Genomic DNA, 19650 nt, shown 5'->3' on the forward strand with positions numbered 1-19650 from the left:
CCTCCATTACTTCAATGTAAGAAATTCTGCGATTGGCCCTAACACTAACATTGGGAAGAACGTTAATGCACCAACAATCACGATTGTTCCAATGAAAATACCACCAAATAAACTGTTATCTGTACGGAATGTTCCGATTGTTTCTGGTACTACTGTTTTCTCTTTTAATGAAGCTGCCACAGCCAGCATTGTAATTAAACTAAAATAACGTCCTAAGAACATCACGATACCAGTTGTAATGTTCCAAAATGCTGTGTTGTCTCCTAAACCTTCAAAGCCTGAACCATTATTCGCAGCCGAGGAAGTATATTCATATACAACTTGTGTTAAACCATGAAACCCTGAATTCGAAATTGCATCTGTTCCTAAATGAGTTGAAAATGCCAACGCTGAAAATCCTAAAATAAGTAAAGGATGAAATAGTATTGTTACCGCAATCAATTTCATTTCCTTGCCTTCAATCTTTTTCCCTAAAAATTCTGGTGTACGTCCCACCATTAATCCCGATATAAAGACTGCGATCATTGCGTACATAATGATATTGACAAAACCTGCGCCAACTCCGCCAAACACTGTATTTAACATCATATTTACAAGTGGTACTACTCCACCAATTGGCGTTAACGTATCGTGCATTGTATCAACAGCACCTGTTTCCGCCGCAGTTGTTACAGTAGCATACAGTGAAGAAAAGACTGTTCCAAATCGAACTTCTTTCCCTTCTGTACTACCTTGATCATGCTGCATACCTATTTGATTTAACGCTGGATTTCCATGTAACTCTGCCGTCACGATTGTTGCAAACCCCATTAAAAACACGATGAATAAAGAAGCGAAAAGAACACGTCCTTGTTTTTTATTACCAACCATTCTTCCATACGTAAATGGTAAAGCTGTCGGTAACAGCATCATCAGCATCATTTGTAAAATGTTACTTATTTGACCTGGATTTTCAAATGGATGCGCCGAATTTGCTCCGAAAAATCCTCCGCCATTGTTCCCTAATTCCTTAATAGAAACGAAAGAAGCAACTGGACCACGTAATATGCTTTGTTTTGCCCCTTCAATTGTATGAGCTGTAACGGCTCCGTCCAACGTTTGCGGTACACCGAGAGCAACGAAGACCAACGCAGCCACAAACGCGATTGGAAGAAAAACCCTTGTTAAAGCACGTGTAAAATCTACGAAGAAGTTCCCAAGTTCCTTACCTGCTAACCCTCTTATAAAAGCCATTACAAGCGCTAATGTTGTTGCTGGCGCTGTGAACATTAAAAATGTAATCGCGATTAATTGTGATAAGTACGATAAACCATTCTCACCGCTATAATGCTGTAAATTTGTATCTGCCATAAAACTAATAGCTGTATTAAAAGCAAGCGTAGGCTCCATACCTTTAACATGAGCTGGATTTAATGGCAGCACGCCTTGTAAGCGAAATATGAAATATACGACAACAATCATAAAACCATTAAGAGCAACTAATGATAGTGCGTATTGCTTCCAACTCTGGTTATAAGGCTTAATACCCGAGATTTTGAAGATGATTTTTTCAACAGGGCCAAATATTTTGTCTAATTTACGATTCCCTTGGAACGCCTTCTCTAAATAAATCCCCATTGGTTTTGCAACAAGAACAAATAATAGCATCGTGATCAAAACTGCAATCCAAACCATAATAAACGCTTCCCCCTAATTAAAACTTTTCTGGATTTAATAACGCATAAACTAAGTACACAGTAAGTGCGGCAACAATAATAAATACTGCAATACTCATTACTTCTTCCCTTCCTTCACAACATTATCCGACCATCTTGCAAGGCCAATCATTGATCCAACTAACACGATTAAAATCCCTATCATAGCGATATCTAACATATTCATCCCTCACTAAATGTAAAATTTTACCATTAAGAGCATAAAAAAGAACACTGAGGATCTACTCAGTGTTCAAAAATGAACAACACAAAAGTAAACCTCCTCTCCAAACGCTTACGAGGTTAGCTGTCGGATTCGGGCCTAAAGAGTAGCCCTACTTTCATCATGAAAGATTCACCCCAAGTGACAATGCACAAAATTGGTTCCCCCGCTCCATTTCTGGACTCAGCGATATCAGGTTGTTTTTTGGAAAATTTATGAACAATTTATGAATGTAAATATACTCCTCTAAATTTCACTTGTAAAGAGGTGAAATAGCTAAAATATGAAAATATAAGACCTGTTAAACGCTTACATTAATGGAAAATACTCTTTTATCATCTTTTTCTTTTGTTTTCTTCTTTTTTCGTAAAAAAGGCGTTCTTTTGCAAATTTAAAACAAAAAGGTTATCTCAATACATGAGATAACCTTCTAAACACTTAATCTAAATCATGAAAAAACGAACGTAAATTACGCCCTCTAACATATACTTGCACTAATTCTGTATGTTGTTTCTCATATTCAATAATATCTTGCTCGAAGTATAAACAGGTATGTTCTGGCGAAAGAATTACGGATGGCTTCGGAAAGAGTGGATCATATTCAACTAGCTCATGTACTCGTTCTAACGATAGAGCCCAGCGCGTTGCTAAATCACGACAAAGGAATATTTTCATATTCGTTTCCTCCGCTCCTACTCTAAAATCAAAAACGAAATGTTATCACAAGTTGTAAACACCACTAATTTAACTCCTATCGTTTCATAGAGGCGCTTTGGATATTGTTTATTTCGCGTGACAACCGTAATAGGTGCATGAAAAGAAAAGCGAATACGCTCCGCAAAGAAACTAATTGTGGATAATTCATCTCCTAGTAAAATTACTTTTTTTATTCCTCTGCATATTTTCACAATCATCCTTGCATCATTTGGACAACAATATGCTTGCTGAAATCCACATGCTTTCACTTCATTAACCATATGCTCATTCTCTGCGAAAATGATTATTTTACTTTGTAAAAGCACTAAATTTTGTAAACTCTTAATTTTTTCCGCTTCTCCTACACAAATGAGTGTGTACTCTTTGTCCTCATCCATGTATTTCATCCTCCCCTGCATAAAAGAATTTTAAATTATATTATCAAAATTCTTTTATACTAGTCGGACCGATGAATTGATGTATTCATTTGCATCATCCTCCCTCAATACGCTTACGGAGTTAGCTGTCGGATTCGGGCTTTGAGAGTAGCCCTACTTTCTCTAAGAAAGATTCACCCCTAGTGACAATGCACAATACACAATTGGTTCCTCCGCTCCAGATTCTGGATTTAGCGTTCTAGAAAAATAGATTCTGGCTGATATAGTACTCCTAATTTTGGAAAAAGTAAACAAGAAAAAAGCCAGTTTTTTCAACTGGCTTTTTTAAAGAAAATACATATTTATACATTTACACTTCTACGTCCATAAGCAAAATGATTCGTTGGTCCATGCCCGCTACCAATATTAAGCTCGTCTTCAATTGCTATACTAATAAAACACTTTGCTTCACGAACTGCTTCTTCAATCTCATAACCTTTTGCTAATCCTGCCGTTACAGCTGCGGCAAATGTACATCCGCTTCCGTGCGTTTGCGTGGAAGCGATACGTTCGCTTCTGTACTCAACAAATGCCTTGCCATCAAACAACAAATCTATTACTTCATTTCCTTGATACGCCGCATGCCCGCCTTTCATGACAACAAACTTCGCGCCTAAATTATGCAGTACTTTCGCAGCTTCTTTACTATCTTCAATCGTATGAATCTTCATTCCTGTTAATACTTCTGCTTCAGGAACATTTGGAGTAATTACTGTTGCAAGCGGCAACAAATGTTCTTTTAATGCCGCAACAGCTTCTTGTTGTAATAAAGATGCTCCGCCTTTTGCAATCATAACAGGATCTAATACAATATTATTCCATGAAAATGATTTAATTTTTTCAACTACAATTTTAATAATTTCACTACTAAATAACATGCCAAGTTTCACTGCATCTGGTGTTAAATCCGCACCGATAGAATTTAACTGTTCTTGAATACCTTCCACTGGAACAGGATACACTCCTTGTACACCAAGTGTATTTTGTGCAGTAATCGCTGTAATTGCTGTCATTCCGTACACACCGAGCTCTTGAAACGTTTTTAAATCAGCTTGAATACCTGCACCGCCGCCGCTATCAGAACCAGCAATCGTTAATGCTTTATTCACTTTCATTTCACTCACCCTTTTTAACCAAAGTAACGATGATAAATCGTTTTTGCTTCCGCTATATCTTTTGTGCCATGTACAAGCACACGGCCGTCCTGGAATGCTACTAATCGTTTATCGTCAACAGAAAACGATAATAAATACGGATTAACTGTTAAATCCATTACACGATCTTGTAATAAATTTTTATACATAGAAAGATCGAACTGTTCTTTATATGGCGGACGAATTTGCACTGTATTTCTGCCGCATAAAACAGCTGTCTTAGAAGTATTTTCCTTACTTAAATACGGATAAACTGCTTCCTCTCCGCATGATAGACATTGTTTTTTCTCAATTTCTGTACATTCATACATGAATATTCATTTTTCCATACATCAAATGAAACGAATCCATCGCGAAGGGCTTCATAATCCTCTACTAAAATCTTTAATGCCTCTGCAATTTGATGTGATACAACGATGGATACAGCAGGTGAAATAATCCCTGCTGTATCGCATGTCGCTCCGCCAAGCGGGATAGATTGTAGTAAACAAGATAAACATGGTGTCTTTCCTGGTAAAATCGTATAAGAAAGACCGTAACTACCGACGCAGGCTCCATAAATCCATGGCACCGAATGTTTCTGTGATATATCATTTACAATAAAACGGGTCTCAAAATTATCTGTTGCATCGATAATAAGATCTACCCCTGTAACAAACTCCTCTAGTTCTTCTGCTGTTACGTCTTGTACGTAGGCTTCTACAACTACACCACTATTAATAGCTTGTAAGCGGCGCTTTGCTGCCACTGCTTTTGGTAAATTATTTCGTACATCTTCTTCACAATATAACTGTTGACGCTGCAAATTACTCCAATCAATGTAATCGCGATCAACGATTGTTACTTTGCCAATTCCAGCGCGAACAAGCATCTCTGCATTCGCACTTCCGAGTGCTCCTGCACCGATAATTAATACATGCTTTTCTCCTATTTTTTGCTGTCCTTCTTCTCCAATTGGAGAAAACAATACTTGACGGGAATATCGACTATTCAAGAATGCTCATTCCTTCTAACGGGCTACTTGCAGTTGCACAGCGCTTACGTGCAATACGTCCCGCTTCAAAACCTAACCGACCTGCATGAATACTCAGTTTCATTGCCTCGGCCATTTTCACGGGATCTTTCGCTCCAGAAACAGCTGTATTCAGTAAAACACCATCTGCACCTAATTCCATCGCAAACGCTGCGTCAGCTGGACTACCGATACCAGCATCAACAATAACTGGAACAGTTGCTTGCTCAATAATAAAGCTTAAATTCAATGGATTTACAATACCAAGACCAGAACCAATTGGTGATGCTCCTGGCATAACTGCATGGACACCTAATTCTTGTAATTTACGTGCTAACACAACATCATCAGACGTATACGGCAGAACAATAAACCCTTCTTTTAATAGCATTTCGGATGCTTTTAACGTTTCAACTGGATCTGGCAATAACGTTTTATCATCACCGATCACTTCTACTTTAATCATGTCACATAATCCTGATGCTTTTGCTAGTTTCGCAATGCGCACTGCTTCTTCTGCTGTTTTTGCTCCTGCTGTATTTGGAAGAAGTGTATACTTTGTTACGTCAATTTTTTCTAGTAAGTTTGGTTGCTCTGCATCAAAAATATCCATACGACGCACCGCAAATGTTAAAATTTCTGCTTCTGATACTTCAATTGCTTTCTTTTGTACATCAAAATCGGAAAATTTCCCTGTTCCTAATAACAGTCTAGAATTAAAAGTAAATGGTCCAATATTTAACATAATCAACCGCCTCCTACGAATGTTACAATTTCAATTTGATCTCCATCAAAAACAGATGTATCTCGATGATTATCTTTTTGTAAAATGTCTTGATTGCGTTCTACAACAACAATTTTCGTCTCTAATCCTAAATGAGCAAGCAAATCAGCTACCGTCTTAACCTCACTTGATACCTCTACTTGTCTACCATTAATTTTTAAGTTCAAGCTTTCATCTCCTTACTAAATAGATTGTGAAAGCAATGAATCTAATAAACGATTATCTTGCTTTCCTTCTATAAGATCAGCCATATATTGGCCTGAAATTGGACTTAATAAAATTCCATTTCGATAATGGCCAGTACAAGCGTATAACCCGTTAATTTCTTCATGCATACCAATATACGGCATACTATGATTCGATTGCGGACGTAATCCTGCCCATGCACTTTCCCATTCTGCTTCTTTTAATGCTGGAAGGATACGATAAGCACGCTCTAATATAGAAGTAATACTTTCTGGACGCACAGCTTTGTTATATGTATGAGGTTTCATTGTCGCCCCAATGATATAGCGTCCACCGCGTTTCGGTGCAATATAAAATCGCTCCTGAAAAATAGGTGCTTGTAGCAGTGGCTTATGACTGCGCACCGCAACAACTTCACCTTTAACAGGGTATGTCCCCCACTCACTATGAAAATATTCTAGTAGTTTTGTACTCCACGAACCTCCAGCAATTACTACTTTCTCACATGAGATGATTCCTTCGGTTGTAAGCAATCCGGTCACGTGATTATCCTTAATTTGAATATCAAACACTTCAGTTTCTTCATATATATCCGTTCCAGATATCGCAGCAGAGTGAGCAAATGCTTTTGTCAACTCGGGTGCAATCACATGGCCATCTTTTGGATGATATACGGCTCCAATAATAGAAGAGGATAAACATGGTTCTTTTTCGCGCAGTTCTTCGCCTGAGATAAAATGTGATTCTTCTCCTGTTTGTTGCTGCCATTTCATGATATGGAGAAGCCGTACGCTCTCCTTTTCACTTTGAGCAATGCGGTAAATTCCTTTTTCTTCATATCCTATATCAATTCCGGTTTTATCACGCAATACACTTGCAAGCTTTGGAAACATCGCGCGGCTTTGCCTACCTAATTCAAACAGCGGATCATATTCATCCCATTCCGCCTGTACACCTAGTAATCCGGCCGCTGCTTTAGAAGCTTCAGAAGCAATCTTTTGTTTTTCAATGATGGCAACTTTATAGCCTCTTTCAGCAAGAAAATGTGCAACTGAACTTCCGATTACACCGCCGCCAACGATGGCAACATCATATATTTTTTTCATGATTTCTCGCCCACTTTCGTATCGTTTCCTTATATAATTTCGCTTGCTCATTCGGTTTTACTGCACTTAAAATTCCGGACATAATTGCAATACCAGTAGCCCCGGTACCAAGTACTTCTACTGTATTATTAGGAGTAATCCCTCCAATAGCAGTAATTGGGATTGTTAACTGTTTTGCCATTTCTGTAATTTCTTCTAATCCTCTTGGCGGAACTCCTTTTTTGGAGTTTGTTTGAAACAAATGTCCATACATAAGAGAATCCGCACCGCTTTTAAAAGCAACAATCGCTTCTTCAAGTGAATGAACAGAATAACCAACATGTAAATAAGAAAACTTTTCTTTTACAAATCTTATATCAGCACTGCGATAGCCAAGCTGTACACGTCTAATATTTAATAGAATTGCAATATCAATCCGATCATTGATTACAAGCTTAGAAGAAGGAAAGCCCCTATTTAAGAGCTTTTCCACACCTTCATATAACTCTTTCGTACTTTTCTCCCGCTCACGAATGTGCAAATAATCTATTTCACTTTCAATCTCAGTTGCTATATTTGCTAACTCTTCAAACGGCATACGACCATTTGATATGACGTGAAGCTCATCTTTCATATACATTCGCCTACTTTAAAATGTTTTCAAACAACTCGTTTGCAGGAACAATTTCTTTTGCCATTCCTTTTTCTTTCAACCACTTATTTTGTTTTTCCCATGAATCTGCTGTATCTGATAAAAATGGTTCATCTTTCGTTTCCATTTTATCTAATAAAATGTTCATACTTTCTTTTTCAACTTCTGGAATAAGAGGGAAATTTTCTTTTTCTTGATGGTCTAATAAAATGTTTAATGCTTCATCTGGATTTTGCTTCGTAAATTCATAGCCTTTTTCGCCCCGCGTAAAAAGGCTTGCAATGTTTCTTTATCTTTCTTCAATGTTTTGTCACCTGTTACAAATACAAGTTCATGATAGTTTGGTACACCGTAATCTGCTGGGTTAAAATATGCTGGGTCAAAACCTTCGTGGCGCAGTACTGGTACTTCATGGTTAATATATGCACCTGTAACAGCATCTACTTTTTCGTAGTAAGAGCCGGTACTAAATCAAAGCCAACATCAACTACTTTTACGTTATTTGGATTTCCACCATCTTCTTTAATCATCGTTTTTAAATACTCTTCACTTAACGGTGTTCCTGAATATCCAACTGTTTTTCCTTCCAAATCTTTTGGAGAAGAAATGCCAGCTGATTTTAACGATACGACATGGTTTAAAGGTGAACGAACAACTGCACCGATAGATTTCACTGGAATGTTTTCATTCGCTCTAGCAATAACAACATCAGGCTGATAGTATAATCCGACCGTTACCTTTCCTGCCGCTGCTAACGTTAATGGATCAGTTGGATTTGAAGGGAATTTAATATTTACCTTGATACCTTCTTCTTTAAAATATCCTTTTTCAATTGCTGCATAAATAAAGCTATGCACTGCATTTGGATACCAATCGAGCATTACAGTTACTTCTTTTTCACCTTTTTTCTTTTCTGATGCCGTATTGCTAGAACACCCAGCAATCATCGCGATTAATAATGTAAACACAAAAATGCGTTTTAATAATTTCATGCATGCTTCCTCCAACTAATAAACTTCTTCTCTAATATAGAAACAAGTAATACAAAGAAAATAGCAAGTAATGACAATAAAACAATTGGTGCAAACACACCCGCACCATCCATTTGTGTCATCATTCGTTTACTAAAATAACCTAGTCCCGCTTGCGCCCCAAGCCACTCTCCAATTGCTGCCCCGATAACACTGAACGGCAGGGCCACCTTCAAAGCAGAGAAAAAGTATGGAAGTGCGGATGGTAATTTCAATTTTAAGAAAACATCCTTTTTTGTTGCACCATATGTAATCAAAAGCTCTTCCCATTCCTTTTTCGTACTGCGAAGGCCATCATACGTATTCACTGCAATTGGAAAGAACGTAATGAGTACTGTGACAACAACTTTACTCCAAATAGAATAGCCAAACCATAAAACAAATAATGGTGCCAAAGCTGTAATTGGAATCGTTTGTGAAGCAACTAATAGTGGATAAAATGCTTTCTCAGCAAATGAGCTCATACTCATTACCATTGCTAAACCAACACCTAATACAATGGAAATGACAATACCGATAACTGTAACAGAAAGCGTTGCTGGTAAATGCACCGTAAGCAATATATCCCGTAAATCCCACATTTTTTGAACAATGGCACTTGGGGATGGTAAAATGTACATTTCATCGAGAATCCGTGCTCCTACTTCCCAAACAATAAGAAAAATAGCAGTAACAATAAAAGCTGGAACATAATCTACAATTCTTTTCATACAAGTACCTGCCTTTGTAACAGCCCCATGAGTTCATCTTTTAATGCTAGCATTTCTGGACGATGTAAATCCTTTCGAGATCGTTCTTGTCCAAGAGGTACGACCCGTTCCGTCAATGATGTAATGGGCTGCTCTGTTACGATAAAAATGCGATTGGAAAGATAAAGCGCTTCATCAACATCATGTGTAATAAATAAAATTGTTTTTCGCCAATGTTTCCATTGTTCAAATAGCCATTCTTGCAGAGATGCTTTCGTCAATGCATCAAGTGCACTAAATGGTTCATCTAATAGTAAAAGATCTCCGCCAGTTAACAACGTACGAATAAAAGAGACGCGTTGCCGCATTCCGCCTGATAAATCTTTTGGTTGTTTATTTTCATACCCTTGCAGTCCAAACTGCTCCAACAATTCTTGTGCTTTCATTTGTGCTTCTTTTTTCTTCACACCTTGACATTCAAGAGGCAAAGCTGCGTTTTCAATAATTGTTCGCCACGGGAGTAACATATCTTTTTGTGGCATATAACCGACTGGGTGATCGGTTGCTCCTATCACATCGATAGTGCCCTCACTTGCTTTTTCGAGTCCCGTAATGAGCCGAAACAATGTGCTTTTCCCGCAGCCACTTGGCCCAATAATACTAACGAATTCCCCTTCTTGTACTGTAGTATCAAGATTCGTTATAATCTGCTTCTCATCATAATGAAAGGAAACGTTATGAAACTGTAGTATGTTCTTGCTCCTCAAAACCCCACATCTCCTTACGATATGCCATATCCCAGAATAAATATTCAAAACGACTGGAATATAAAAAGATTTCTTCTAAACGATTTAGTTCTTCTTCTGTTTTTCCAATTGCAATTTCATTAAATAACTCAATTAACCATACACAAAGCTTTCCGTATTCTTCAGAGCTATACCCTTGAATCCACTCGCCAAAAAATTCATGGTCGCGTGCTCCTGGAATATCATTCAAACGCTTTCCAATCTCCCAATAACTCCACATACACGGAAGCAACGCTGCAATTAACTCAGCAAGTGTACCGTTTTGTGATACAGACATCATATAGTTTGTATATGCTAGATTCATTGCAGACGGCTTTGCTAATTCCATTTCTTCAACAGAAATTCCTAAACGCTTTGCATATTGTTTATGAATCGTCATTTCTCCATTTAAAATCCCATCGATTTGTTCAGCAAACTTCGCCATTACTTTTGGATTTGTTGCTTTTACAACACCAATTGCATATAATTTTGCGTAATCTAACAAATACAAATAATCTTGAACAATATAATATTGAAATCTATCTTTCTCTAACGTCCCATCTCCCATCCCTGTTACAAATGGATGATTATGACTCTTTTCCCAAACAGGCTGCACCTTTTCAAATAACCTTTCACAAAATGTCATCTAAATTTCCCCTTCCTATATACATGTATCCAAATAAAAAACCACTTCTATATAAGAAGTGGTTACAGCAAACAAAAGAAAACTCCATTTGTTGTTTCCACTTCCCTACGCTAGTATCACCTAGATCAGGTTATAAGGGTTAAGGTTTCTACCTCTCTCAGCTTACAAGCACCCCTAGTGGTGTTCTATAAAATTTTCAATAAAAAATCCCCGTTTCTATACGCAAAGAAACGGGGACGTTATGTATATCGTCCAAATTGCTTCCCTACGCTAGCATCATCTAGATCAGGTTCAAGGGTCAAAGACTATATGTCTTACTCTCAGCTAGCAACACTAGCCCCCTAGCATTATATTCATTTAACATAGTCAGTATACCATCGCCATATCTCATCGGCAACTCTTTTGAGTTATAAAGTCAAATTTCCATTGATGGTAATTTGAACCAAAAAATGATTAGTTAAGCCACTCTATGTCTTACGGGAGTTTTTCATCTTAAAGCCTCTCCCTAAAATATCAACGTTTTGAGCGAGATAAAATAATATCATTCTATGTATTTTGTAAGTTCAAAAAACGCAAACTTCTTCTATCTATTTCCATAATAGTGATAAATCTGCTATCCTTTTATTATGGGACTTTATAGTATAGGAAAATGTTCATTTATTTTTAATACTACATTTCTATGCGCACAAGAAAAGTTTAATATTGTTATATTATAATTTAAAATATAACAATTTATTACATAAGGAGGCCTATAATTATATGAATATGAAAGCCGCAGCAATGACAGCAGCTACTGTAGCAGTTGCTTCTTTACTCCCGTCTATGACAGATTCCACTGTACAAGCTGTAGAAGCGCAGCAAAAACCAAAAACGAAAATTGGTTATGTAAAAACAAATACATTACAAGTATATAATAGTCCTAAAACAACAGATTCCGTTATTGAAAACATTGTACGTGACACTCCCGTTACAATTCTTGAAACAACAGACGAATGGTATAAAATTCAAACGCAAAATAAAACTGGCTATGTAAAAAAAGAAGCAATTTCTTTAACAAAACCAAGCAATAGTAAGCAGCAATATATCGTTAATTCAGACGCATTAAACGTTCGCTCTGAACCAAATACGCAATCTGAAATTATTGATGTATTACCAAATGGGAAATTTGTTACTGTCCAAGAAGAAGAAAATGGATGGTATAAAATTATACATAACGGAACAAATGGCTATGTAAAGAAAGAGTTTTTATCTAACGGAACTCAGCCGTTAGTAAAAGGAGTTACGGTACAAGGCGGAAGCTCTTATTATGTTGCTACTCCAGCATTAAAAGTACGCAGCGGTGCAGGAACAAATACAGCTGTTATTGGTTCTTTAAAGAATGGAACACAAGTACAAGTCGTTGGAAAGGTTGGCACATGGTATAAAATTCGCTACGGATCAGGATATGGCTATGTTGGACAACAATATATATTGCAAGGACAACAACAACAGCAGCAACAGCAGCAACAAGCTAAACCATCTATTCCAGCTGTATTTAAATATCCAGTTCAAGGGAACGTGAGCTCAACATTTGATGTACGTTGGGGACAGATGCACTATGGCGTAGACTTTGCGGCAACAGGAAATGTTCCAATTCAAGCTGCTGCACCTGGCACTGTTGTTAAGTCGTACTATTCTACAAGCTATGGAAATGTTGTATTTGTTGCCCATCATATAAATGGGAACTTATATACAACTGTATATGCTCACATGAACAATCGTGCGGTTAAAGAGGGCGATAACGTAGCAACGGGTCAATTGCTCGGTTATATGGGAAATACAGGACATTCCACTGGTCAACACTTACATTTTGAATTACATAACGGGGAATGGAATTTTGAAAAAACAAATGCAGTAAATCCGCTTCCTTTCCTAGTTAGGTGATGTAAGATGACACGCAATATCCCATTAATTATTGAGTATTTAGCATTTTTCGGTCTCATTTGTTGCTTATTAATTTACAACACAAACATTGTATTTTTAAGCATCGCTATTACGTTCGTTGCTTGTGAAGTGCTGATGGAAGTATTCAAAATTCGTTTAAAACGCCATATTTCACACATATATACTGCACTGTTCATTATAAGTTCTTTACTAACAAACATTATTTATAATGGCCTAAATGCCGCCGCAATTTTCCCTGTATTCTTTATGACTATTCTTCTTATAGTATCTCAATATATATATGTCCCAGAACATCGTAAACATCAATATCAAGAAACATAGAAAGAGGGAAAATGGTGCAACGCTTATCCAAAGCTAGTCTAACAAAATCGTTTTTAGACTTATATGAAAGAATAAATGAATTTTTTGGTATTAAAGAAAATAAAAATGGCCAATTCCTTTTATATGGCATGATTTCTCTCATAATAATTTCTTTTTTTATTTACTATTAAATAAGGATTCCACATAAAGTGGAATCCTTATTTGTATTCTACGCTATTTCTTTTTATTTACTGGACAAAGTATGCTTTCTCAAAGAAATGAACTTTATGTAACCATTAGTTGAAAAAGCATCAAATTAGTGGAAAACTCACTTTATCCGCACGCATATTTTTCATAAATAAAACTTAAGTTATATTTATTTTCTAAGTTCATACGCTGTTCATCGCTACACCAGTAAAATAAAATATCATGTATTGAAGCATAGCGCTTATTCTTTAAAAATTGCTTAATAAAGGAAGGAAAACAATTTGGTAATTGTATAAATATATAATCGCGTAGTAGTTCCTCTTTATATCCTATTCCTTTACATATATACATGAGTTCTTCACAATAATATGCATGTTGTGGAACTTGAATCATCTCGAAAAATGGAACATATGATAATAATTTCCCAATAAAATGCTCATATTTTTTCATAAATTCAAATGACATATATTCCATTATTTCTTTTATAACAAATAAATAATCATCAACATGAGTTGTCTTTAATGGATTAAGATGATCTGATATTTGTGCAATCACCGCATGTTGGCATGCTACAGCAGCTCGGCTTGGTTCATAATATGTTAAGAAATCAGTGCATTTTCTATATTTTTTCAATAAATCTAGTGTGTATAAATCATAAATATATGTATTACAATATACTGCTAAACCCATTAGGTCTTCATCTAATTTCTCTCTTGATAATGTCTTTGCTTGTTTACAAAGATATAGAAACATAAATTCCAACATTTCTTTATGCGACAAAAGTGCCTTATACTTTTCAATACACTCTACATTAAATTTAATTCTTTCCCAAATAAAGTAATCATTGCTGTCTAACTCAGCAACTTTTTGTTTTATAATTAAATAATTCCAAGCAACTACTTGTGTAAACACATCCCATGATTCATAATCTAGAGATGTTTGTACGAACTCCTCTAATCCTTCATCAACCATAAAACGATAAGCTTGTTGATACCATCCCACTTCTTGACATAAACGAACAATTCGAACTAAAGTTGGCATTTCATCTTTATGAAACTTCGGTAAATTATGTAATTTTTTCATTCCATATAAAATAAAAGGAATTAAATTTTCTTTCTTATAAAATTCTTTTTCTTTCCAAGCCAGAATAGTTCGTTCTTTTCCTTCTCCTTTTGGACGCTTTGGTATAAGCAAAGAGAGTAAATCCGCAAAATTTTCCGGCTTTTCATACGCATCCGTAACCAAATTCCAATTAGGTTCGGTTTGCATAATCGTCATATAATTCCCCCCGTTTTCTATATGTATGATCAAATACTTTCATGTTAATAAACCCATTATTATATTAATAATAATATTATTATATTCAAAATAATATATAAAACTTTGTATTTATTAGTATACCATTTTTTTCATATGATACTAGTTGTTAACAATAATTTCAAAAGTAATTTACATAAAGTGAAACTTCCATCAGTGGAGGTTTTCTTCATCCCCTACCTATCTTCTTCGCTTTTTCTAAATCTCGAGGTAGGGGTCTTACTGCCCGCGAATAGCGGGATAAAGTACAACTTTAATCCGTGAGGGCTTCATCCCCCACGGATTATTAGTGAAACCAATCGGGGACATGCTAGCAGTTTACCCCTTACATAATTTGTTTTCTGCTAAATTTTGAGATGGGAGTATTACTGCCCGCGAATAGCGAGATAAAGACTAGTATAAAATATTCTATTCTTTACTTTGTATCCTCTGATATTTCACTTAAGGCAACACCCGCCTGATCATCTGCATATTTAGTTGTTGCTAAATCACCAAGTGATAACATTCCCACAATTTGCCCATGTTCAATTACCGGCAATCTTCTGATTTGGTAACGTGCCATTAACTCTGTCGCTTTTTCAACAGAGTCATCAGGAGACACTGAAACAATTTGTGTTGTCATAACATTTGTAATTTGATTAGAACCTGGATGCTTTTCTGCAATCCCTCTCACAACTAAATCACGATCTGTTACAAGACCAATAACTTGGTCATTCTCTACAACAGGAATCATTCCTATATCTTCTTCTTTCATTTTCACAGCTGCTTCATATACATTATCTAGCGGCGTACAATGTACAATATTCGTGCTCATCAATTCTCGAACGGTTGTCATAAATACCCTCCTTTACACACTTTAGCCTTTCCAATTCTCCTCATTTAAATTCGCGCTTCCTAGAAAGATAAATACAATAAGATACGCTCATTTCTATAAAAACAAAGGAAATTGCTCTTTGCCAACCTCGGAGAATTTTCTAAACAGCACCGGCTAAGGTCACAATTAGACTTTTAGTCACTAGCCATAGAACAAACTAAATGGGGTATTCTTAAATATGACGATCCATCTAAGATCATTAGGATTGAGGAGAGAAAATAATAATTTTATTCATCAGTTTAGCTAAAATAGTCAATTGATGAAATATAATGCACTATATTCTTTCCTAATTATATAAAATAATACAAAATCCTTCATTATTTACAATAAAAAATGAAATATTTCATAACATATTAAAAATAAACTTACTATCAAAATGAGCTATGGGTATTTATATCATCCAGCTACCTTCTTTGACTCCTTTGAGCCTTAAGGTAAATCCGGGAGTAGTAGGATAAACATATTTATATATTTATAAGGAGATTATTAATCAAAGATGTAGAAGGCATAATATATAATATCATTTTCTTCAAATAAAAAAGAGTCAGCATGGTGCTGACTCTTTTTGAAGTGACCCGTACGGGATTCGAACCCGTGTTACCGCCGTGAAAGGGCGGTGTCTTAACCACTTGACCAACGGGCCATGGCTCCGCAGGTAGGACTCGAACCTACGACCGATCGGTTAACAGCCGATAGCTCTACCACTGAGCTACTGCGGAATATGGTGGGCCTAAATGGACTCGAACCATCGACCTCACGCTTATCAGGCGTGCGCTCTAACCAGCTGAGCTATAGGCCCATATTTCTTACAGGGGCAGTAGGAATCGAACCCACACCGGAGGTTTTGGAGACCTCTGTTCTACCTTTAAACTATGCCCCTAAGTGGTGCCGGCTAGAGGACTTGAACCCCCAACCTACTGATTACAAGTCAGTTGCTCTACCAATTGAGCTAAGCCGGCTAGTTTACAAAAAAAAATGGTGGCTCGGGACGGAATCGAACCGCCGACACGAGGATTTTCAGTCCTCTGCTCTACCGACTGAGCTACCGAGCCTTTATGTAAATGGCGGTCCCGACCGGGGTCGAACCGGCGATCTCCTGCGTGACAGGCAGGCATGTTAACCACTACACCACGGGACCATTGGTTGCGGGGACAGGATTTGAACCTGCGACCTTCGGGTTATGAGCCCGACGAGCTACCAGACTGCTCCACCCCGCGATGATATAATATTCTTTTAAATAAAAAATGGAGGAGGTAGAGGGATTCGAACCCCCGCGCGACTCTCGCCGCCTGTCGGTTTTCAAGACCGATCCCTTCAGCCGAACTTGGGTATACCTCCGTATATATGAAGCTTTAATGGTGGAGCCTAGCGGGATCGAACCGCTGACCTCCTGCGTGCAAGGCAGGCGCTCTCCCAGCTGAGCTAAGGCCCCATTTTTTAAAACTATCGGGAAGACAGGATTCGAACCTGCGACCCCCTGGTCCCAAACCAGGTGCTCTACCAAGCTGAGCCACTTCCCGTTAATAAAGCGCGCCCGAGAGGACTCGAACCCCTAACCTTTTGATCCGTAGTCAAACGCTCTATCCAATTGAGCTACGGGCGCATATGGTGCCGAGGGCGGGGGTCGAACCCGCACGGTGGTCACCCACCGCAGGATTTTAAGTCCTGTGCGTCTGCCTGTTCCGCCACCCCGGCGTCATATTGAAAATTGGAGCGGAAGACGGGATTCGAACCCGCGACCCCAACCTTGGCAAGGTTGTATTCTACCACTGAACTACTTCCGCAAAACATATATGACTGATTGCTTATTTAATTAAAAGTGCGGGTGAAGGGAGTCGAACCCCCACGCCAAAGGCGCCAGATCCTAAGTCTGGTGCGTCTGCCAATTCCGCCACACCCGCATATTACATTTTAAAAATGGTGAGCCATGAAGGACTCGAACCTTCGACCCTCTGATTAAAAGTCAGATGCTCTACCAACTGAGCTAATGGCTCTTGAATGGCTGGGCTAGCTGGATTCGAACCAGCGCATGACGGAGTCAAAGTCCGTTGCCTTACCGCTTGGCTATAGCCCATCAAGATGGTGGAGGGGGGCAGATTCGAACTGCCGAACCCGAAGGAGCGGATTTACAGTCCGCCGCGTTTAGCCACTTCGCTACCCCTCCGACATTTAAATATATATGGTGGAGGATGACGGGATCGAACCGCCGACCCCCTGCTTGTAAGGCAGGTGCTCTCCCAGCTGAGCTAATCCTCCATTTGCCTGGCAACGTCCTACTCTCACAGGGACAAAGTCCCAACTACCATCGGCGCTAGAGAGCTTAACTTCCGTGTTCGGTATGGGAACGGGTGTGACCTCTCTGCCATCATTACCAGACTGTATTCAATTGAGACAATCATTATTATACTCGATTCACTGAAAAAGTCAACAAGTTTTTTTATATTCTCTCAAAACTAGATAACATCAATGTAGTATACATATTATATGGTTAAGTCCTCGATCTATTAGTATTCGTCAGCTCCACATGTCACCATGCTTCCACCTCGAACCTATCAACCTGATCATCTTTCAGGGATCTTACTAGCTTAACGCTATGGGAAATCTCATCTTGAGGGGGGCTTCATGCTTAGATGCTTTCAGCACTTATCCCTTCCGCACATAGCTACCCAGCTATGCCCTTGGCAGAACAACTGGTACACCAGCGGTGCGTCCATCCCGGTCCTCTCGTACTAAGGACAGCTCCTCTCAAATTTCCTACGCCCACGACGGATAGGGACCGAACTGTCTCACGACGTTCTGAACCCAGCTCGCGTACCGCTTTAATGGGCGAACAGCCCAACCCTTGGGACCGACTACAGCCCCAGGATGCGATGAGCCGACATCGAGGTGCCAAACCTCCCCGTCGATGTGGACTCTTGGGGGAGATAAGCCTGTTATCCCCGGGGTAGCTTTTATCCGTTGAGCGATGGCCCTTCCATGCGGAACCACCGGATCACTAAGCCCGACTTTCGTCCCTGCTCGACTTGTAGGTCTCGCAGTCAAGCTCCCTTATGCCTTTGCACTCTACGAATGATTTCCAACCATTCTGAGGGAACCTTTGGGCGCCTCCGTTACTTTTTAGGAGGCGACCGCCCCAGTCAAACTGCCCACCTGACACTGTCTCCCGGGTCGATAAGACCCGTAGGTTAGAATTTCAATACAGCCAGGGCGGTATCCCACCAGCGCCTCCACCGAAGCTAGCGCTCCGGCTTCAAAGGCTCCCGCCTATCCTGTACAAGCTGTACCAAAATTCAATATCAGGCTACAGTAAAGCTCCACGGGGTCTTTCCGTCCTGTCGCGGGTAACCTGCATCTTCACAGGTACTATAATTTCACCGAGTCTCTGGTTGAGACAGTGCCCAAATCGTTACACCTTTCGTGCGGGTCGGAACTTACCCGACAAGGAATTTCGCTACCTTAGGACCGTTATAGTTACGGCCGCCGTTTACTGGGGCTTCAGTTCAGAGCTTCGCTTGCGCTAACCCCTCTCCTTAACCTTCCAGCACCGGGCAGGTGTCAGCCCCTATACTTCGCCTTACGGCTTCGCAGAGACCTGTGTTTTTGCTAAACAGTCGCTTGGGCCTATTCACTGCGGCTTTCCGTTAAGAAAGCACCCCTTCTCCCGAAGTTACGGGGTCATTTTGCCGAGTTCCTTAACCAGAGTTCTCTCGCACACCTTAGGATTCTCTCCTCGCCTACCTGTGTCGGTTTGCGGTACAGGCACCTTTTATCTCGCTAGAAGCTTTTCTTGGCAGCGGGGAATCAAAGACTTCGCTCCATAAGGAGCTTCCCCATCACAGCTCAGCCTTCGCGGTAAGCGGATTTGCCTACTTACCAGCCTAACTGCTTGGACGTGCACAACCAATCGCACGCTTCTTCTATCCTTCTGCGTCCC

Annotated in this window: 17 protein-coding genes, 19 tRNA genes, 2 rRNA genes, 2 pseudogenes and 4 riboswitches (1 of these 44 running past the window's edge); of the genes and pseudogenes, 2 read left to right on the top strand and 38 right to left on the bottom strand. The window is 38.9% G+C overall.

The features are described 5' to 3' along the window. Window positions 1-6: 6 nt before the first annotated feature. The 15 genes and pseudogenes from kdpA to tenA form a co-directional block, all read right to left on the bottom strand. A complete protein-coding gene (kdpA, locus tag ACEWFJ_RS20740) occupies window positions 7-1674 on the bottom strand; it encodes a potassium-transporting ATPase subunit KdpA (protein WP_473689779.1) in 1668 nt (555 codons plus the stop codon). A gap of 19 nt (window positions 1675-1693) precedes the next feature. Further along, on the bottom strand, window positions 1694-1774 hold the full coding sequence (gene kdpF, locus ACEWFJ_RS20745; protein WP_336483473.1) for a K(+)-transporting ATPase subunit F: 81 nt from the start codon (window positions 1772-1774) through the stop codon (window positions 1694-1696). Further along, complete coding sequence (locus ACEWFJ_RS20750; RefSeq protein ID WP_336483268.1) at window positions 1774-1875, bottom strand: signal peptide protein; 102 nt, start codon at window positions 1873-1875, stop codon at window positions 1774-1776. The genes kdpF and ACEWFJ_RS20750 overlap by 1 nt, the downstream gene beginning before the upstream one ends. 97 nt (window positions 1876-1972) lie before the next feature. Beyond that, window positions 1973-2116, bottom strand: a riboswitch (cyclic di-AMP (ydaO/yuaA leader). Between the two features lie 239 nt (window positions 2117-2355). After that, window positions 2356-2592 (bottom strand): hypothetical protein, encoded by a 237-nt coding sequence (locus ACEWFJ_RS20755; protein ID WP_473689780.1) that lies wholly within the window; start codon window positions 2590-2592, stop codon window positions 2356-2358. Between the two features lie 17 nt (window positions 2593-2609). Beyond that, window positions 2610-3011: a hypothetical protein gene (locus tag ACEWFJ_RS20760; protein WP_473689781.1), complete on the bottom strand. Its 402-nt coding sequence runs from the start codon at window positions 3009-3011 to the stop codon at window positions 2610-2612. Between the two features lie 94 nt (window positions 3012-3105). Beyond that, a riboswitch (cyclic di-AMP (ydaO/yuaA leader) is annotated at window positions 3106-3257 on the bottom strand. 95 nt (window positions 3258-3352) lie between these two features. Continuing rightward, window positions 3353-4165, bottom strand: coding sequence for a bifunctional hydroxymethylpyrimidine kinase/phosphomethylpyrimidine kinase (gene thiD / locus ACEWFJ_RS20765; RefSeq protein WP_473689782.1), 813 nt, complete (start codon window positions 4163-4165; stop codon window positions 3353-3355). A 14-nt stretch (window positions 4166-4179) separates the two neighbouring features. Then, window positions 4180-5198: pseudogene (locus tag ACEWFJ_RS20770) on the bottom strand (thiazole biosynthesis adenylyltransferase ThiF). Continuing rightward, the gene (locus ACEWFJ_RS20775; protein ID WP_253628639.1) at window positions 5191-5961 is read right to left on the bottom strand and encodes a thiazole synthase; all 771 of its coding nucleotides are present in this window, start codon (window positions 5959-5961) and stop codon (window positions 5191-5193) included. Before ACEWFJ_RS20775 ends, ACEWFJ_RS20770 begins: the two are co-directional and overlap by 8 nt. 2 nt (window positions 5962-5963) lie before the next feature. Next, entirely contained in the window at window positions 5964-6167 is a 204-nt protein-coding gene (gene thiS / locus ACEWFJ_RS20780) for a sulfur carrier protein ThiS (protein WP_473689783.1), read from the bottom strand. 15 nt (window positions 6168-6182) lie between these two features. After that, window positions 6183-7292, bottom strand: coding sequence for a glycine oxidase ThiO (gene thiO, locus ACEWFJ_RS20785; protein ID WP_473689784.1), 1110 nt, complete (start codon window positions 7290-7292; stop codon window positions 6183-6185). Beyond that, entirely contained in the window at window positions 7276-7905 is a 630-nt protein-coding gene (tenI, locus tag ACEWFJ_RS20790) for a thiazole tautomerase TenI (RefSeq protein ID WP_473689785.1), read from the bottom strand. Before tenI ends, thiO begins: the two co-directional genes overlap by 17 nt. A 10-nt stretch (window positions 7906-7915) precedes the next feature. Continuing rightward, window positions 7916-8915 (bottom strand): annotated as a pseudogene (locus ACEWFJ_RS20795) (ABC transporter substrate-binding protein). Continuing rightward, complete coding sequence (locus ACEWFJ_RS20800) at window positions 8912-9664, bottom strand: ABC transporter permease (protein WP_473689786.1); 753 nt, start codon at window positions 9662-9664, stop codon at window positions 8912-8914. Before ACEWFJ_RS20800 ends, ACEWFJ_RS20795 begins: the two are co-directional and overlap by 4 nt. Continuing rightward, entirely contained in the window at window positions 9661-10410 is a 750-nt protein-coding gene (locus ACEWFJ_RS20805) for an ABC transporter ATP-binding protein (protein ID WP_473689787.1), read from the bottom strand. Before ACEWFJ_RS20805 ends, ACEWFJ_RS20800 begins: the two co-directional genes overlap by 4 nt. After that, window positions 10379-11074 carry a thiaminase II gene (gene tenA, locus ACEWFJ_RS20810; RefSeq protein WP_473689788.1) on the bottom strand — a complete coding sequence of 232 codons (696 nt, stop codon included), beginning with the start codon at window positions 11072-11074 and terminating at the stop codon, window positions 10379-10381. The genes ACEWFJ_RS20805 and tenA overlap by 32 nt, the downstream gene beginning before the upstream one ends. An 85-nt stretch (window positions 11075-11159) precedes the next feature. Continuing rightward, a riboswitch (TPP riboswitch) is annotated at window positions 11160-11260 on the bottom strand. Window positions 11261-11319: 59 nt separating this feature from the next. Further along, window positions 11320-11427, bottom strand: a riboswitch (TPP riboswitch). Window positions 11428-11833: 406 nt separating this feature from the next. Here tenA and ACEWFJ_RS20815 point away from each other — a divergent pair. Together ACEWFJ_RS20815 and ACEWFJ_RS20820 are read left to right on the top strand one after the other, a co-directional pair. Continuing rightward, complete coding sequence (locus ACEWFJ_RS20815) at window positions 11834-12997, top strand: SH3 domain-containing protein (RefSeq protein WP_473689789.1); 1164 nt, start codon at window positions 11834-11836, stop codon at window positions 12995-12997. Window positions 12998-13003: 6 nt separating this feature from the next. Then, window positions 13004-13339, top strand: coding sequence for a hypothetical protein (locus tag ACEWFJ_RS20820; RefSeq protein WP_098308065.1), 336 nt, complete (start codon window positions 13004-13006; stop codon window positions 13337-13339). Window positions 13340-13651: 312 nt separating this feature from the next. Here ACEWFJ_RS20820 and ACEWFJ_RS20825 read toward each other — a convergent pair whose 3' ends face one another. The 23 genes from ACEWFJ_RS20825 to ACEWFJ_RS20935 form a co-directional block, all read right to left on the bottom strand. After that, a complete protein-coding gene (locus tag ACEWFJ_RS20825) occupies window positions 13652-14803 on the bottom strand; it encodes a DUF3965 domain-containing protein (protein ID WP_473689790.1) in 1152 nt (383 codons plus the stop codon). Window positions 14804-15257: 454 nt separating this feature from the next. Further along, window positions 15258-15677: a CBS domain-containing protein gene (locus tag ACEWFJ_RS20830; RefSeq protein WP_098308059.1), complete on the bottom strand. Its 420-nt coding sequence runs from the start codon at window positions 15675-15677 to the stop codon at window positions 15258-15260. Between the two features lie 610 nt (window positions 15678-16287). Next, window positions 16288-16359 (bottom strand) — tRNA-Glu (locus ACEWFJ_RS20835). Between the two features lies 1 nt (window position 16360). Next, window positions 16361-16435: transfer RNA gene (locus ACEWFJ_RS20840), tRNA-Asn, on the bottom strand. 3 nt (window positions 16436-16438) lie between these two features. After that, window positions 16439-16515, bottom strand: a tRNA-Ile gene (locus ACEWFJ_RS20845). Window positions 16516-16525: 10 nt separating this feature from the next. After that, a tRNA-Trp gene (locus tag ACEWFJ_RS20850) sits at window positions 16526-16596 on the bottom strand. A 3-nt stretch (window positions 16597-16599) separates the two neighbouring features. Next, window positions 16600-16675 (bottom strand) — tRNA-Thr (locus tag ACEWFJ_RS20855). A 17-nt stretch (window positions 16676-16692) separates the two neighbouring features. After that, window positions 16693-16768 (bottom strand) — tRNA-Phe (locus ACEWFJ_RS20860). Window positions 16769-16778: 10 nt separating this feature from the next. After that, a tRNA-Asp gene (locus ACEWFJ_RS20865) sits at window positions 16779-16854 on the bottom strand. 2 nt (window positions 16855-16856) lie between these two features. Further along, window positions 16857-16933: transfer RNA gene (locus ACEWFJ_RS20870), tRNA-Met, on the bottom strand. Between the two features lie 28 nt (window positions 16934-16961). Further along, window positions 16962-17054: transfer RNA gene (locus ACEWFJ_RS20875), tRNA-Ser, on the bottom strand. 18 nt (window positions 17055-17072) lie between these two features. Further along, a tRNA-Ala gene (locus ACEWFJ_RS20880) sits at window positions 17073-17148 on the bottom strand. Between the two features lie 14 nt (window positions 17149-17162). Next, a tRNA-Pro gene (locus ACEWFJ_RS20885) sits at window positions 17163-17236 on the bottom strand. A 9-nt stretch (window positions 17237-17245) separates the two neighbouring features. Further along, window positions 17246-17319 (bottom strand) — tRNA-Arg (locus ACEWFJ_RS20890). A gap of 3 nt (window positions 17320-17322) precedes the next feature. Next, window positions 17323-17411, bottom strand: a tRNA-Leu gene (locus tag ACEWFJ_RS20895). A gap of 14 nt (window positions 17412-17425) precedes the next feature. Continuing rightward, window positions 17426-17500, bottom strand: a tRNA-Gly gene (locus ACEWFJ_RS20900). Between the two features lie 36 nt (window positions 17501-17536). Continuing rightward, window positions 17537-17617: transfer RNA gene (locus ACEWFJ_RS20905), tRNA-Leu, on the bottom strand. Between the two features lie 17 nt (window positions 17618-17634). Then, window positions 17635-17710: transfer RNA gene (locus ACEWFJ_RS20910), tRNA-Lys, on the bottom strand. A 5-nt stretch (window positions 17711-17715) separates the two neighbouring features. Then, window positions 17716-17790 (bottom strand) — tRNA-Gln (locus ACEWFJ_RS20915). Window positions 17791-17796: 6 nt separating this feature from the next. After that, a tRNA-Tyr gene (locus tag ACEWFJ_RS20920) sits at window positions 17797-17880 on the bottom strand. Between the two features lie 16 nt (window positions 17881-17896). Continuing rightward, window positions 17897-17972 (bottom strand) — tRNA-Val (locus ACEWFJ_RS20925). Between the two features lie 4 nt (window positions 17973-17976). Beyond that, a 5S ribosomal RNA gene (rrf, locus tag ACEWFJ_RS20930) occupies window positions 17977-18092 on the bottom strand. 108 nt (window positions 18093-18200) lie between these two features. Beyond that, window positions 18201-19650: ribosomal RNA gene (locus ACEWFJ_RS20935) — 23S ribosomal RNA — on the bottom strand; it runs 1473 nt beyond the window's last position.

The organism is Bacillus sp. EA-CB0995, from assembly GCF_055814245.1.

What these genes read in the sequence shown, in the direction of transcription:
- kdpA (WP_473689779.1), bottom strand. Translation starts at nt 1,674, where the DNA reads ATGGTTTGGATTGCAGTTTTGATCACGATGCTATTATTTGTTCTTGTT.
- kdpF (WP_336483473.1), bottom strand. Translation starts at nt 1,774, where the DNA reads ATGAGTATTGCAGTATTTATTATTGTTGCCGCACTTACTGTGTACTTA.
- ACEWFJ_RS20750 (WP_336483268.1), bottom strand. Translation starts at nt 1,875, where the DNA reads ATGTTAGATATCGCTATGATAGGGATTTTAATCGTGTTAGTTGGATCA.
- ACEWFJ_RS20755 (WP_473689780.1), bottom strand. Translation starts at nt 2,592, where the DNA reads ATGAAAATATTCCTTTGTCGTGATTTAGCAACGCGCTGGGCTCTATCG.
- ACEWFJ_RS20760 (WP_473689781.1), bottom strand. Translation starts at nt 3,011, where the DNA reads ATGGATGAGGACAAAGAGTACACACTCATTTGTGTAGGAGAAGCGGAA.
- thiD (WP_473689782.1), bottom strand. Translation starts at nt 4,165, where the DNA reads ATGAAAGTGAATAAAGCATTAACGATTGCTGGTTCTGATAGCGGCGGC.
- ACEWFJ_RS20775 (WP_253628639.1), bottom strand. Translation starts at nt 5,961, where the DNA reads ATGTTAAATATTGGACCATTTACTTTTAATTCTAGACTGTTATTAGGA.
- thiO (WP_473689784.1), bottom strand. Translation starts at nt 7,292, where the DNA reads ATGAAAAAAATATATGATGTTGCCATCGTTGGCGGCGGTGTAATCGGA.
- tenI (WP_473689785.1), bottom strand. Translation starts at nt 7,905, where the DNA reads ATGAAAGATGAGCTTCACGTCATATCAAATGGTCGTATGCCGTTTGAA.
- ACEWFJ_RS20800 (WP_473689786.1), bottom strand. Translation starts at nt 9,664, where the DNA reads ATGAAAAGAATTGTAGATTATGTTCCAGCTTTTATTGTTACTGCTATT.
- tenA (WP_473689788.1), bottom strand. Translation starts at nt 11,074, where the DNA reads ATGACATTTTGTGAAAGGTTATTTGAAAAGGTGCAGCCTGTTTGGGAA.
- ACEWFJ_RS20815 (WP_473689789.1), top strand. Translation starts at nt 11,834, where the DNA reads ATGAATATGAAAGCCGCAGCAATGACAGCAGCTACTGTAGCAGTTGCT.
- ACEWFJ_RS20820 (WP_098308065.1), top strand. Translation starts at nt 13,004, where the DNA reads ATGACACGCAATATCCCATTAATTATTGAGTATTTAGCATTTTTCGGT.
- ACEWFJ_RS20825 (WP_473689790.1), bottom strand. Translation starts at nt 14,803, where the DNA reads ATGACGATTATGCAAACCGAACCTAATTGGAATTTGGTTACGGATGCG.
- ACEWFJ_RS20830 (WP_098308059.1), bottom strand. Translation starts at nt 15,677, where the DNA reads ATGACAACCGTTCGAGAATTGATGAGCACGAATATTGTACATTGTACG.